Annotated in this window: 10 protein-coding genes; 9 read left to right on the top strand and 1 reads right to left on the bottom strand. The window is 59.8% G+C overall.

Features of this window, described 5'->3' with window-relative positions:
• Positions 1 to 978 precede the first annotated feature (978 nt).
• From YUU_RS0108835 to YUU_RS0108810, 6 genes are all read left to right on the top strand, one after another.
• Entirely contained in the window at positions 979 to 1,845 is an 867-nt protein-coding gene (locus YUU_RS0108835) for a radical SAM/SPASM domain-containing protein (protein ID WP_027522050.1), read from the top strand.
• A gap of 1,334 nt (positions 1,846 to 3,179) precedes the next feature.
• Positions 3,180 to 4,694, top strand: coding sequence for a GMC oxidoreductase (locus tag YUU_RS0108830; RefSeq protein WP_035661674.1), 1,515 nt, complete (start codon positions 3,180 to 3,182; stop codon positions 4,692 to 4,694).
• Between the two features lie 27 nt (positions 4,695 to 4,721).
• Positions 4,722 to 6,032 carry an aminotransferase class III-fold pyridoxal phosphate-dependent enzyme gene (locus YUU_RS54995; RefSeq protein WP_051389670.1) on the top strand — a complete coding sequence of 437 codons (1,311 nt, stop codon included), beginning with the start codon at positions 4,722 to 4,724 and terminating at the stop codon, positions 6,030 to 6,032.
• Positions 6,033 to 6,061: 29 nt separating this feature from the next.
• Positions 6,062 to 7,003 (top strand): sulfotransferase, encoded by a 942-nt coding sequence (locus tag YUU_RS0108820; RefSeq protein WP_027522048.1) that lies wholly within the window; start codon positions 6,062 to 6,064, stop codon positions 7,001 to 7,003.
• Entirely contained in the window at positions 7,000 to 8,247 is a 1,248-nt protein-coding gene (locus tag YUU_RS0108815; RefSeq protein ID WP_084801376.1) for an MFS transporter, read from the top strand. Before YUU_RS0108820 ends, YUU_RS0108815 begins: the two co-directional genes overlap by 4 nt.
• A gap of 28 nt (positions 8,248 to 8,275) precedes the next feature.
• A complete protein-coding gene (locus tag YUU_RS0108810) occupies positions 8,276 to 9,643 on the top strand; it encodes a condensation domain-containing protein (RefSeq protein WP_035661670.1) in 1,368 nt (455 codons plus the stop codon).
• A gap of 424 nt (positions 9,644 to 10,067) precedes the next feature.
• Here the strand turns inward: YUU_RS0108810 and YUU_RS0108805 are convergent, their stop codons facing one another.
• Positions 10,068 to 10,577, bottom strand: a complete 510-nt coding sequence (locus YUU_RS0108805; protein ID WP_027522045.1) for a hypothetical protein — start codon at positions 10,575 to 10,577, stop codon at positions 10,068 to 10,070.
• Between the two features lie 598 nt (positions 10,578 to 11,175).
• On the opposite strand from YUU_RS0108805, the gene YUU_RS0108795 reads away from it, so the two are divergent.
• The 3 genes from YUU_RS0108795 to YUU_RS58475 are packed head-to-tail and all read left to right on the top strand — an operon-like array spanning position 11,176 to position 13,477.
• Positions 11,176 to 11,823 carry a type IV toxin-antitoxin system AbiEi family antitoxin domain-containing protein gene (locus tag YUU_RS0108795; protein WP_027522044.1) on the top strand — a complete coding sequence of 216 codons (648 nt, stop codon included), beginning with the start codon at positions 11,176 to 11,178 and terminating at the stop codon, positions 11,821 to 11,823.
• A complete protein-coding gene (locus YUU_RS0108790; RefSeq protein ID WP_027522043.1) occupies positions 11,816 to 12,688 on the top strand; it encodes a nucleotidyl transferase AbiEii/AbiGii toxin family protein in 873 nt (290 codons plus the stop codon). The genes YUU_RS0108795 and YUU_RS0108790 overlap by 8 nt, the downstream gene beginning before the upstream one ends.
• A 6-nt stretch (positions 12,689 to 12,694) precedes the next feature.
• The gene (locus tag YUU_RS58475; RefSeq protein ID WP_156944173.1) at positions 12,695 to 13,477 is read left to right on the top strand and encodes a hypothetical protein; all 783 of its coding nucleotides are present in this window, start codon (positions 12,695 to 12,697) and stop codon (positions 13,475 to 13,477) included.
• Positions 13,478 to 14,032: the final 555 nt, after the last annotated feature.

The following is a 14,032-nucleotide window of genomic DNA, read 5'->3' as shown; positions in this document are numbered from 1 at the left end:
AGCAGGGTATCGTCGCGCGACCGGGCATCCGACGGAGCTTGGACGGGGACAGCAGCGTATTCAGGCGGCGAGCGCGACCCGCGGTGATGGCGGTCCATGTCAGGCAGACGATCCCTGGGATCTCGATAGGTGCTTGCAGTCAAGCGATGGCAAAACAGGTTCGCGATGGATCGTAGATAGAAAGAAAGCACTGTCTTTTCGTGTCGATTTGAAGCGGATCGTCCGCTGTTTCTTCGGCGAGCAAGCTAGCGGGAGCCGGAAGAATGACGAAGGGCCTGTTGATGCGCGCGAAGTCTCGCAATTGCGCACGCTGATAGGTGCATGAAGTCTCACACCTGCAAGGGTCGTCTCATCACCGGATTAAGGTTCAGTCCAGAAGATGCAATCAGGCCCACCAGGGTCCATTCATCGTTGTCGAGCGCCATACCAACGGCTAAGTAGTCAGGTTTAATGGATCGAGTGCTCGTTCGATTCCGCTCCTTTCGAGAGAGCTTGAATCGTACGTGACGTTACATTGTACGATCTTAATCGCATGAACCCGGACCAACACTGGTTGTGACAATTCAGCCGATTGACTGCCCACTGGTGCGAGCTTCAATGGTATGGCCAACTTCTTTCGCAAGAGGTGAGAGACCTGAGAGAACAATGACCAATGCCGGCGTATTGGGGGGTGGATTTTGCGCCGGCGGTTACCGAACTCGCAGAAATATCGACATTGAGTTGGTCCCGGGCTCGGCGCGCTTGCTCCGGCAGATCCGTGCCCCTGCCGGGACTTCAACTGGATGGGCGGGAGGAAAGCCGCACGAGGTGGGATATCTCGATCCAACCATCATTTCGTCGTGAGCTGTGTCGCCTTTATCGCCCAGTCATCCGAGAACATGCACGACCGAGAACATGCATGAGTAAACATGAAGAACGCAAATCGGCGGTCCTGCGTCGGAACGCTCTTTGTTCCGGCCATTCCGGAGAACCCTGCAAATGGTTGAATCATACCCGGAGAATATACAGGACCTGCGCGCTGCAATCCCTCTTGGCGGCAGGGTCTTGGAGATAACGACGACAACGGGCTGCGTCGTCGGATGTTCTTATTGTCCTCAGGACAAGTTCGCCGAACGGCAAAGAGCCGTGTCCCGCGCAAAGCATCTTCGTCTCGAAGATTTCAAGAGGTGCCTTTCGCACGTACCGGCAGCTGTCGACATCAGCTTTGCCGGGTACTCAGAGCCCTGGCTCAATCCGGCTTGCACCGAAATGGTTGAGCATGCCTACGCAGCTGGCCATGGCATCCGGATTTTCACGACACTCGCAGGAATGAACGAACGGAATCTACGACGCTTGCAAGCGCTGCAATTCCGAGTTTTCCTGGTGCACGTGTTTGATGACGGCACCTACATGAACAGTCGCCTGGTCAGGCGCAAGTATGTCGATTTGATGCGTCAACTGGTCGACGCAGACATTCCATCGATGCTGTTCATAGTCATGGGTGAGGTTCATCCCGAGCTTGTCGACATAATCCCCGAGGAAGCGCTGGTTCGTTCGCGTCCGCTGAGCAGCAGGGGCGGAAGCGTCGATCCAAAGATCGTTGAGGCACGACAGCCGATCGCCGGGGCACTAACATGTGTCGACGAACGAGAACATCGTAATGTTCTTCTCCCAAACGGCGACGTCACCCTCTGCTGCATGGATTTTGAGCGACGCCACATCCTGGGCAATCTCCTCCGCGATGAATATCAAGATCTCTTCAAAGGACCGACTTTTCGCAAGATTGTCGATCGCATGAACGGGGAGGACGGTTTTCTTCTCTGCCGGATATGTGAATTCGCTAAGCCAACGGCATCGGCATGCTGATTTGTGAGGGGATCGACGCCCTGCCCTGGCGCACAACTGCCGCGAAAGCGCGTCGCTCAAGGCGAGATTCCGCCCGACGAAGCTGCTCTGTTTGGACCGTTCTGGCTCGTGCGTGTCAACAGCTGAGGCCAAATTCATCAGGTCATCGGTCACGACGTTCGTGGGCGAAAGATTTTTACTCTGCAAGCGCTCACCCAATCTTTTGAGGCTAATCGACGCGCATGCATTCGGCATGCGGACTTTTCAGCACGGGCACTCTAACAGCCAGGCAATGACCGAGTTTCCACAAGGGCGTCCGGGACGAGCCAAATGCGCCGATCGGTTTTCGGAACGGGTAGAATCTCTCGATGGCAAAGCGAGTGACGGTTTTCTTCTATGGCCTGTTCATGGACCCGGAAGGCTTGATGGCAAAAGGTCTTCGTCCGGCCGATTTCAGAAGGGCCTATCTCGAGCGGTTTGCGCTGAGGCTATCAAACCGTGCAACGTTGGTGGCCTATCATAAGGGGCGGGTTTTACGGCACAATCGCTACTCTTACCCATGCCGAACTAGATCGGCTCTATTCAGAGCCGAGCGTCGCAGCCTATCGACCCGGGCCTGTCCTCGCCCGACTTGCCGACGGCACGGCAGAGCTGGCGCTTTGCTTCAATCTTCCAACGATCCCGGACGACAGGACGACCGATCCGGGCTACGTAGCTGACCTGCGGGCGATCGCGCGGAAGGTCGGCTTGCCGGGGTCATACGTGGCCAGCATTGGCAAGGACGAACCAGCATTGGCAAGGACGAATAAGGGTTATGATGGCACCTCGCGACGGGGCTTGCGCCAACGGCAATCGCGACCGGACACATCGCGCTGAGGCGCTGAGCCTCATCGATTGACATAAGCCGCGATCGGGGGACCGGCCCCAAATCAGTGCAATATCCCCGCCTACCGCCTACCGCCTACCTCTTGCGTGATCGTCCGTACTGAAGGTGTCAAAGGCCGTGCTCAACTCTCGTTGAGCTTCCATTCCAGCGACAATGAGATGCCGTTCAGCGCCGCTGGCCGCCCGCCCTATTGACCAAGTGCTTTAGGGTTGGCGGTACCGTTCTTTTTCAAATTCAAAGTTCTTAGCTCGCTGCTTCGGTGGATTTGAACATGCTCACGCGGGCGCGCGCTCAAGGGACTTGAATCGCACGGAACGTCATATTGTAGGATTTTCAAAGTAGGTCGCGACGGTCTGACTAGGCGTACGTTCGACGCTGGCGCTGACAGCTCTCATTAGCCGTCTTGACCTGTCCTTTATGGGCACGTTGCCATGAGGCATGGCCGATGTCCCTTGCCATAGGTGGGGCAATGACGTCCAACGCCGTTGACGTTTGTGTAGTCGGCAGTGGTGCCAGCGGCTCGATCGTCGCCCACGAGATCGCCAGAAACGGATTCCGGGTACACGTCCTCGAAGCGGGCTTGAAGCTTCCCACTGGCGCCTCACTGGCGACGGTCCAAAATGGTATTGACGCCGCCCTGGTGCGCTCCCCGACCGGTACATTGAGGCCGATCGGCTGGCCGTGGACCGTGTCGACGCTCGGTGGTGGAATGACACTCTACGCCGGCATCGCTTTCCGATATCGCAAGGTTGATTTCGACGCACGAACGCATGTCGCCCCCGACGCGCTCGACCCGGTCTGGCCCATCGACTACGGCGAACTGCGCCCCTATTACGAGGAGCTCGAACATCGGATGGGGGTCGCTAGGTTGGCTGGCGCGGATCCACTCGAACCGCCCAGTGATCCCGCCGTGCTGCCACCGCACAGATATAGCTTGCAGGGCGGATTGATCGCTACGGCGGGCGGACGCCTGGGCCGGCAGCCGTTCCCGACCCCGCTGGCGATCAACTCGGTCCCCTACCGCGGCCGGCCGGCCTGTGACCGCTGCGGCCCGTGCAACGAACACCCGTGTCCAAGCGGCGCGCGTGCCGATGCGCACGCACCATTCACCGACGTTTGCCTGCCACCCGGCGCCCTGTCGGTCAGCTCGGGCAGCAAAGCTGTGCATATCGAACTTGGCAGCGTCAGCCGCGCCGATACGGTCGAATGGTTGGACACCGTCACCCGGCAACGCGCACGGATCCATGCCCGCTGCATGGTGCTCGCTGGCAACGCGATTCAATCTGCCGCCTTGCTGCTACGCTCAGTGCAGCGAGCGGCCCCCAACGGCATCGGCAACACCACGGGCATGGTCGGCAGGGGCATCTGTTTCAAGATCAGCGGCTACGTCTCTGGGACCATCACAATGAATCGGCTGCCTTTACATTCGTCCGGCGGACCGCTCTCCACTGTTGCGATGACCGATCACTATCTCGACAGTGATGCGCCCTCTGGCCTCGGCGGACTTATTTACGAAGCCAGTCCAGCAGATCGGGCGGCCGGCGAGCGACAGGTGCCGCTAAGAGTGCATTTCCTGGCGGCCGATCAGCCCATGCGCAGCAACGCCGTTCGACTGGCCAACAGTCGCGATCGGCTCGGTCTGCCCAACATCATTCTTGAATACCGCACCCATCCGCTCGACAAGCGCCGTCTCGGCTATTTGTCCCAACGCGCATCGGACGTGCTGACCGAGGCAGGCGTGAAAGAGATCGATTACGAGGATTCCAACTATCAGTTCGGTAGCGGCCATCTGCATGGCGGCTGTCGAGCGGGGGTTGATCCAAAGGAATCCGTAGTCGACCGCTGGGGTCGCGTGCACGATATCGACAATCTCTATGTCGCGGACGGCGGGTTCTTCCCATATCCCGGCGGCGTCAACCCGACCTTCACCATTCAGGCCAACGCGCTGCGGATCGCTCGGCGAATCCTCAGGCAGCTGGCCTGACAGGCCGCGACGACCGGAGAATTGTTGATGTTCACCAGCACACCCCACGGCACGTTGGCCGCAACGGATACGCACAAATCCGCACTGCGCCGCGCGTTGCGGATCACTGCGTCGGAGAAATGGGATCTCAATCGGCGTTTTCCCCTCGTCATGAGCCATGCCTGCGGTGCGCATGTCTTTGATGTCGATGGAAGGCAATACGTGGATCTCACCTCCTGTAGCGGAGCTGCGCCACTTGGAGCTGGATATCAACCGGTCGTCGATCATGTGACTGCAGAATTGCGCCGCACCGGCGGCATCCTGCCCGGGACGTTGTCCGTGCATCGGATCGAGGTGGCCGAGCGGCTAGCGGAGATATTCCCGCTCGCGCAGCGCTCGATATTTTTCCGCACTGGCTCCTGCGCCACGACCGCCGCAGTCCGCCTTGCTCGTTCACATACCGGTGTGAACCTGGTGCTTACCAGCGGATATCACGGTTGGCACGACTGGCACTTGCAGGACCGTCCGGAGATGGGTTTACCTGACCGGGACCTGGACAGTATCGACTTCCATTACGACCTTGACCTGCTCAAGAGACTGACCAGAGCGCAGCGCGTCGCTGCTGTGATCATCACTCCCGAGGTCAACTTCTTTCCGCTCGAATATCACCGGGAATTGCAAAATCTCGTGCACCAATACGGTGCCCTGCTCATCCTGGACGAGGTGATGACGGGATTCCGCTATGGCCTCGGCGGCTATCACACCGCGATCGGGCTTGCGCCCGACCTGATCACACTCAGCAAGGGACTGGCCAACGGCATGGCGCTATCGGCGGTAGCTGGTCGGGCAGACGTGATTGGCGCCGCCGAAAAGACATACATGGGCAACACCTATCAACGCGAGATCACCCCGTTCGCTGCCGCCCTGAGCACCCTCGACGCGCTGAGCGACGGCACCGCGCTCGCCCGGATGCACCAGGTTGGCGAGGACCTCATCAATGGCCTCAACGAGGTCTTCGCCCGCCATCAGGTTCAGGCGAGCGCGTTCGCATGGCCGACCATGTTCGACGTCGTGTTTGCCAATGCCGAGCTCGGTCACACATTCTTTCAGGAGATGTGGTCGCGCGGCTTCCTCATGCAGTACGGCGGCCGTTTCATGCCGTCCGCCGCGCTCTCCGATGCCGACGTGCAAGGTGCGATTGATGCCGCCGGACAGGCTCTGACGGCGGCACTGGCCCGGGTAGACGCTACTGGCGACAATCCGGATCCGATCGCCGCTGCGGTGCGGTTTGCCGGTGATCACTTCATCGCAACGCCGGACACCGTCCGGCGGTGGGTCACCGCTGCGAGCCATCCATGAATACCAGCAGTCGAGCAGCGGACACTCCCATGCCCAAGACCGACCTGTTCTCCACCTCGCCGGTGCTGCTCGGTGGCGAGAATCGATCCGGCACCACCTTGTTGAGCGTCGTGCTGGACTCCCATGCCGATCTGGTGGTCGGGCCGGAGATCGACTTCCTAGAACCGCCGAACCTCGGGCCGCACATTCTAGGAGCGACCGACATGCTCGCAGCTAACGATTCCCGGGTCAGCGGCACCACCAAGAGCGCGATCGACGCGTTCTGGTATGACGGCGCGCATTTCGTGGTGCAATGCCAGCGGTTCGGCCTGAACTTCGATGATGTGCGCAAGCTTGTTACCAAGGTGATGGACGATACGGCGGGCGATATCATTTCGTTCGCCGACAGATGCAGGCTGATCAACGAGATCGGTGAGTTCCGTAAGGTACGAACAGGGGCAAGGCGCTGGGGACTGAAGCTCCAACGCAAGATCACCCAAATCGACGTCTTCGCACAGCTATGGCCCGATGCGCACTTCGTGCACATCGTCCGGGATGGTCGGGACCTTGCCGCCTCGCATTTGAAAACCGTGCCAGACTGGGGATACCGAACTGTGGCAGAGGCCGCGCACGGCTGGCTTGAAGTCGTATCTCGGCCGCATCTCCTCGCGCCGCCGGCACGCTATCTCGAGGTGCGCTATGAGGATTTGGTGACTCGCCCTCGTCCCAGCCTCATGCAGATCTTGGATCACCTGCAGCTACCCTGGGATGAAGCCGTGCTGCGGCACGCCGAACATAAGCACGCGCTGTTCGAAAGGCCGCACGGCCATCCGGCAGCCGAGTCCGCGGGCAAACCGCTGCACGCAGGCCGCCTTGGTCGGTACAGGCAGGATCTGACACTCACGGAAGTCGCGGAATTCGAGCGGATCGCCGGCGGCGAATTGGCCCGGTTGGGTTATCTGTCGACCTCGAGCCCGGCCATCGACGCATGAATCCCACCGAGATCTCCCCCTCATCTCGCGGATTACCGCGCGGCTACTTAGGGCTGCTCGTCGGGCGCACTGTGTCGGAATTGGGATCCGAAGTGACGGTGCTGGCGCTACCGCTGACGGCGATCACTCTGCTGGGAGCGGGCCCGGCGCAGACCGGGTTGTTGCTTGCCTGCGGCCGGGCGCCGAACCTCGTCATTGGCCTGCTTGCCGGGGTGATCGTGGACCGCCTGCCACACCGATGCATCCTGTTGACTGCCAATTTAGTGATGGCAGTAACGCTCGCAACCATTCCGCTGCTCGCCAGTCTTGGCTGGCTCGGAATGGTCCAACTGTGTGCGGCAACCACGCTTGTCGGGACGGCTGCGGTGATCGGTGAAGTCGCCTATTTGGCGTGCGTGCCAACCGTCGTTGATCGTGCTCGACTCGTCAGAGCGCAGAGCTCCTGGCAACTTAGCAGATCTTGCGTGGTGACCGTCGGTCCGTTTCTGGCAGGCTGGCTGGTCAGCGCGTTCTCCGCGCCAACCGCGATTCTCGCCGACTCGGCCTCGTTCGTGCTGGCCACCGTCTTGCTGCCGCTGGTGCCGACACGCACGGCCGAACCGCTGGCAACTGGATCGAGCTCGGTCATCAGTCAGATCGCGGAAGGACTGACGACCGTGTTTGGCAACCCGATTCTGCGGGCGGTTACGTTTGCGACCGGCAGTTTCATCTTCTGCTACAACGCTTACTCTGCGGTCTTTCTGCTTTATCTGACCCAACATCTTGGTTTGGACGGTTGGACCACGGGCGTGGTTCTCAGCATCGGCGCACTGGGTGGTATTGGGGGCGCGGCCACCGCAGCATGGGCCGGCCGCGCGATCGGCGTTGGGCCTGTGTTAATGGTTACCTTGGCGCTTAGCGGCGCCGGCATGACCCTGGCAGCACTGCTCACGCAGCCGCGGCCGGCGGCAGTCATTTGCGTTGCGCTGTCCCAGTTCGTGCTGTCGTTTGGTCAAGAGATCTACAACGTACACCAGGTCTCCGTTCGATACGCGCTGTCTCCGCCTCGGGTGCTGGGCCGCGTCAACGCGAGCATCCGCAGCCTGGTGTGGGGGCTTGCGCCGCTAGGCGCGCTGCTTGGCGGTGCGGTCGGCGCCGGACCAGGTCTACGGACTGCGCTAGTGGCCAGCAGCGCGCTGGGTGCGGCCTCCATGCTGTGGATCTGGCGATCGCCCCTGCGCCGCACCCACAGCTTGCATCTCTGATACCACGGACTGGCTGGCAGGACTGCGCATGGAGATCAACGAGCTCGGGGACCTCGAGTTGTGGCCGGGCCGGCTGACCTTGTGGCGCATCAGCGTGCCCGGCACGGCCAGATGGCGCCCGGACCCGCGTCGCCCGTCCTATGTTCAGGAGGAACACCTTCGCTGTTTCGAGAATGGCCGGCCAGCCTGGCTGGGCGTCGCGTTTGAATGGTCGGGCGAGGTCGATACGGCAGCACTGAGCTGCGCGATCCTTGGCTGGGTCGACCGGCACGAGGCACTACGCTGCCGCTTCGACAAGGACGGCACCGCGATCCACCTTGCGACGGTCGGCCCAGGGGCGGCAGCACTCGATCTGGTCGAACTCGGTGACTATGCCGATCCGGACGAATTGGCCCGGACGCTAGAAGAAGTGTTCGACACCGAGACGAAACCGCTGAGCTGGCCACCGTATGTCTTCGCAACAATCAGCCGGCCCGAATGCACCACTCTCGTCATCGCCTCCGACCACTCGGTGACGGACGCCTACTCCATGGCCTCGGTACCCTACGAGATCAGGGAACTCTACTCCGCGGCGATTCAGGGCGTGGCCCCGCGACTGGCTCCGGCGCACAGCTATCTGGAGTACGCCGTCTCCGAGCGCGCCCGTGTGAGCGATCTGACCGACGGGGATCCGGTGATCGGACACTGGCGCGAGCTGATTGCGGCCACCGGCGGTCAACTGCCCGATTTTCCGGTGTCACTCGGTGCACTGGGCGGCGGCGCCGCCTTGCAGCAAACCAGACGGATCTGGCTATTTGACGCGGAAAGCGCAGTGAGGTTCGATCGGGCGTGCCGCGCCCAAGGCGGACATACAATGGCAGGCATGTTTGCGTGCCTGGCCTTGGCGGGGAAAGCGCTGGGCAACCAAAAGAAATTCCACTCCGTCGCTCCCTTTCACACGCGAAACGCAACGCGATGGAAGAACTCGGTTGGGTGGTATGTCGGGATGAGCCCGGTAAGCTTCCCGGTGTCCGACACGTTCCCAGATCTACTGCGCTCCGTTAGGCTCGAACTGAAGCGGGCCAATGAAACCGCGCAGGTGCCTTTTTCCAAGGCGATGGACGTACTAGGCGCTGCATTGCGGGATCGCTTTATGGTCTCCTATATGGACGATCGGGTGGTTCCCGGATCGGATTGCTGGGCGCGCCGGCGAACGAGATTTCTGATAAGCCGCAGCATCGACCCGCAGGAGGTCTATGTGTGGGTCAGCCGGTCGCACGATGGAATCTGCTTGAATTTCCGTCACCCCGGCACGCCAACCGCCCGCACCGCAGTGGACCGCTATTTCGCCGAAGTCGCGAGGCTAGCCAACGAGATCAGCGGTGCATTATCGCGGCCAATCGTGATGGACGACTGACTTGGCTACCGGCGTACAAAAAACTCTCACGTTTGCCGATCGAAAGGTGTCCCAGGGACGTCCAACCGTAGCTGCGTTGGAGTGATGTGCGCCGTCGCGAAGAGACCGTTCAGCACGATCGCTCAGCGAGACATCCACGATCATGGAAGCCTTGTGAGCGGCGATGTCACGGTGCCGCTCCTATGACATTGGCCGGTGTCCGGTCCGCGCCTCCCTCGGCGTAAAGGTTAGGCATGCAGCGCGGCCACCGCGCTTAGCGATGCAGCCCAGATTGATGTCTTCTTTTTTCTAGCGACCATTCTGTCGCGGGCTCATCAAAACGTTGCCCAGATTCCCACAGTCGACAGCAAAAGAGACGTTCGACCCGCCAATCCACATGCAGTTTGACTGATTCCAGATAGCCAGCCGGGCGCGCGAGGCTGGCTCACTTCGGTTGAGCGGCTTCAGGCCAATCTGAGAACTCCATCTCGAACCGACCAAATCCAGCCGGCTTGGTCGTAAAGTTGACTGCCTTTCCTGACAGCGCCGCTAATGAGCCGGATGCGAACTTAAAGACCATCTTACCGGATGCTGCTATGCCAAGAGGTCTCTTATCCCGCATGACTAGGAAGGCGATCCCCTCCAGAAGCTGTCCAACTGCAAATCCGTCGATCGCGTGGTGAATATCGAGAGACGCTAAAGACGTCCCTTTCTGACCATCCAACTCGCTGACCGAAATCGCCGTGATCGTGGCATCTCTCAATGGCCCGTCGGCCAAGTGACAGGTATATTGAAGGCTGATGATGACGTGCTCATCCCGATCGCCCATTGGCTCTCGATCAACCCCGTCTGTCGAGCAGTCATAGCGCCGGATCGTGTCCGCACGCGCTCCCCCGCTCAGCCCGAGCAAACCCAAAGCGGAACATAGCACGATCGCGAGAAAGGATGTCTTCATCCGCTTATGCCTTCGTGGGATACCCTTCGCTCGATACGTACAACTTGACGCTACGACCGATTCAAGCTCTCGGGTGGGATACGTTAGGGCGACCCAGAGCTGCATTTGTGGAAGCGTAAGAATATCGAGTCCCTTCGTTCTCGGGTTCGCGGTCGAAGCCGCCGATACGCCTCCCGCATCCCGCGTCGCACTGGAAGAACGAGGATCTCTTGCGGTTGCGTCGCGATTTATAAAAGCGGTGCATTTACCTTGGGTTGGCGGGCTTATGAGGAAATCATACAGCCAGACCTTTCCCTGCCTGGAATTCGCGCTGCGTGTCCGTATTGGTCATCAATTTATAGGGCGCGTCGATCGAAAGGGAAAACCGAGACCGCCGGTCATGCTTCCTGAATTGCTCGAGGCGGCCAAAGCACAGGGACTGATCTCCGGCGAGATTGAGTGGGCGCCCCTTGCGACGATTACGGCGATGATTGCGGAGCTATTCGATCCTCGGCCAATCCACTAATTTACGATACATTTCAATGGCTTAATCTATTTGCTAGATACATTTCATCGCGAAATATATTGACAATTGCAAGGGTTTCTATCAGCTCCTCTTATGGAAACGGTACCCACGCGGCAGGAAGATCGCGCGGCCTCGCTCCTTCAGGAACGGGGGATGATGCGCCTGTCCGAATTCATCAAAGAAGGCATCACCGCCACCACGATCTCGCGAATGGAGCAGAAGGGCCTCCTCAATCAACTGAGCCGCGGCCTCTACCAGCTTCCCGATGCTCCGCTCGATGTCCATCATTCGCTGGCGGTGGCCGCCAAGCTCGTGCCAAACGGAGTCATTTGCTACGATTCCGCCCTCGCCTTTTACGAACTCACGGACCGTATTTCTCCCTATGTCTGGGTCGCAATCGGCCCGCGCGAATGGCGGCCGAAGATCGAGCGTCCCAGAGTTGAAATCGTCCGCTTTGGGCCCAAGGTGTTCGACAAGGGCATCGAGCATCACACGATCGAGAATGTCCCTGTCCGCATCTATTCTCCGGCAAAGACCATTATCGACCTATTCAGAAGCGCGCGCTTTCAGCATGCGGCTTACGAGAGCACCGGCGGGTTCGTGCAGGCGACACAGGCCATGAAAGAAGCCCTGCGACTGCGCAAAACCACGCCCGCCGAGATCGCACGGTTTGCCGTCGAAGGCGGTGTCTGGGAAAAAGTCGTTCAGCCTCGCCTAGAGGCGCTAACTCTGGATGCGTAAGCCGCTGCAAAATGTCGGCGCGTCCATCCGCGCGCGCCTTCTCAATCTTTTGAAGCAACGCAACGAGCCCTTCGAACTGCTGCTCACGCAGTACACGCTTGAACGGCTTCTCTACCGGCTCAGCATCAGCAAAGAGCGCAACCGGTTCGTCCTCAAGGGTGCCATGCTCATGCGGCTGGACGATCCTCACCGACCTACCCGCGATCTTGATCTGCTCGGGTTCGGCGAAAGCGATCCCGGGCTAACGCTCAAAGCCTTTAACGAAGTCTGCGCCATCAACGCCGATGACGGTGTAATCTTTGACGCCAAAGACCTGACGGTCGATCGGGTTCGCGATGAATCCGGGTGTAGTGGCCTTCGGCTCAAGGCCTATGCGACGGTTGATGGCGCACGTGTCCGCATCGTCATCGACATCGGCTATGGTGATGCCACCGAGCCGGGCCTCGAAGAGATCGAGCTGCCCGCTCGGCTCGATCAGCCGGCGCCCAAACTTCGCGCCTATCCGCCCGAAACAGTCGTTGCTGAAAAATTCCAGGCCATGGTGATGCTTGGCCTTGCCAACAGCCGGCTCAAGGATTTCTACGACATCTGGGTCTTGGCGAAGACGCATCAATTCTCCGACGACCGGCTGGCCCGGGCCATCGCCGCGACCTTCGCACGAAGGAAGACGGCTATTCCGACCGAGCGGCCCGATGCGCTGACGCCGATCTTTGCAGCCGATCCGACCAAGCAGCAGCAATGGGTTGCCTTCATCCGGGACGTCGCCATTGATCCCGGATCGCTTGCCGACGTGGTTGAAGCGCTAGCGGGTTTTCTGATGCCTCATGCGAGTAATGCACTGGAGTTGGTGCGCAACAACGAGTGACCCGACGTGCAGAATCCGGCTTCGCCAGTCACAACTGACCCAACAACATCCGCGACATCTTCATGGAGGCTCTGGATCGGCTCGATCAAGCACGCACAGGGTGGCGGGTTTGTTCACGGATGTGCAGCTCGTAGCTTCCATGCGCCCGGCTGGAACGATGAAGCGACCTTCACACTATCCGCCAACGCGCAGCTGACCGTCCATCAGGCCACCGTCACGGACGACGCATTTGCAGTCTTCCACGACAAGATCACGCGTGGCACCATCGATACGGCGGCAGTATCTCCTTCGAATTTCCAGCTCCGTGTGGCGGCCGCCCGCGTCATCGTTCAGGAAGCTCTCGGTCAATCAGGCGTTCCAACCGAGTTGTACTACTCCCTTCCCGACGTGGAGGCTCTGGTCGGTCGGGAACATGAACCGCTCGCAAGCCTCCTCTCGGTTCTACAGCAACAACTCAACCTGCCATTCCCAGAGACCTATGCCAGCCACCTGGGCAACTTCGAAATTTTCCGGCTGCACCCTTGGCTTGACGGACAGTCTCCGTTCCTCATCGAGGCCGTACCGAACACTGATTTGAATCGTGATCTCCCCCAGACGAGCGAGATATGCCGCACGCCACAAGTCGCGTCTGCGACCCATGCCGCACATCTGGTCGGACGCTCGCACGGAGACGTGGTTCTCAATCGCATCATCAAGCTCTCGCCGAGTGAACGTCGCGTCCCAACACCGGCTCCGTGCGCGTACCCTCCGACTCCGAACTTAGGACTATGTCGAGTGAGGAACGTATAGCCTTTCGCAACTCTCAAAGAACTCCATGAAGCGATATGCTCAGGGCGCGAGCGTCGCACTGATGTTTGCGCTGGTCATCGCGGTTGTCGCACTCGTCGCGCAAGCGGGGGGCTTTTAAGCGGTGATGTTGCTGAATTCGAGCTCGGAGAGGACCGATCGCTTGTTGCCGCGTTGCTGGCTGCGATCCGAATCCCGCATAGACGCGAAGTTGTGACATGCCGCCTTGACGCTCCTAGACAGGGCGCAAAAATGAGGAAGCATCGGGAGACGTTGAAAACCGTTGCGGTGTCAAGGCCTCTGAAGTTTCTCTAAAATCAGGTTACGCTATAGCATCGCCGATATCGATCGGACTGTGATAGCATCCCGGACCAGGCATCCAAAGCAGCACACTCGTTTCGACCAGCATCGCGACCACCATGAGCGCCAACGCGTGCCTTTCGACCGAGCATTCTCCTAGCCAACAGTTACGCCGCCCTTGAGCATTTCTTCGCCGAAGCTGAACAAATGCAGAAGTTTGCCATTAAGGACAGGTTTCGACGCTCGGAAGCGGGACAG

Origin of the sequence: Bradyrhizobium sp. Ec3.3, assembly GCF_000472925.1 — a bacterium.
Classification (GTDB): domain Bacteria; phylum Pseudomonadota; class Alphaproteobacteria; order Rhizobiales; family Xanthobacteraceae; genus Bradyrhizobium.
This window is presented reverse-complemented; position numbering and strand designations above follow the sequence as displayed.

Bases quoted from the DNA above. Each gene is read 5' to 3' on its own strand.
- YUU_RS0108835 (WP_027522050.1), top strand. From the start codon at position 979: ATGGTTGAATCATACCCGGAGAATATACAGGACCTGCGCGCTGCAATC.
- YUU_RS0108830 (WP_035661674.1), top strand. From the start codon at position 3,180: ATGACGTCCAACGCCGTTGACGTTTGTGTAGTCGGCAGTGGTGCCAGC.
- YUU_RS54995 (WP_051389670.1), top strand. From the start codon at position 4,722: ATGTTCACCAGCACACCCCACGGCACGTTGGCCGCAACGGATACGCAC.
- YUU_RS0108820 (WP_027522048.1), top strand. From the start codon at position 6,062: ATGCCCAAGACCGACCTGTTCTCCACCTCGCCGGTGCTGCTCGGTGGC.
- YUU_RS0108815 (WP_084801376.1), top strand. From the start codon at position 7,000: ATGAATCCCACCGAGATCTCCCCCTCATCTCGCGGATTACCGCGCGGC.
- YUU_RS0108810 (WP_035661670.1), top strand. From the start codon at position 8,276: ATGGAGATCAACGAGCTCGGGGACCTCGAGTTGTGGCCGGGCCGGCTG.
- YUU_RS0108805 (WP_027522045.1), bottom strand. From the start codon at position 10,577: ATGAAGACATCCTTTCTCGCGATCGTGCTATGTTCCGCTTTGGGTTTG.
- YUU_RS0108795 (WP_027522044.1), top strand. From the start codon at position 11,176: ATGGAAACGGTACCCACGCGGCAGGAAGATCGCGCGGCCTCGCTCCTT.
- YUU_RS0108790 (WP_027522043.1), top strand. From the start codon at position 11,816: ATGCGTAAGCCGCTGCAAAATGTCGGCGCGTCCATCCGCGCGCGCCTT.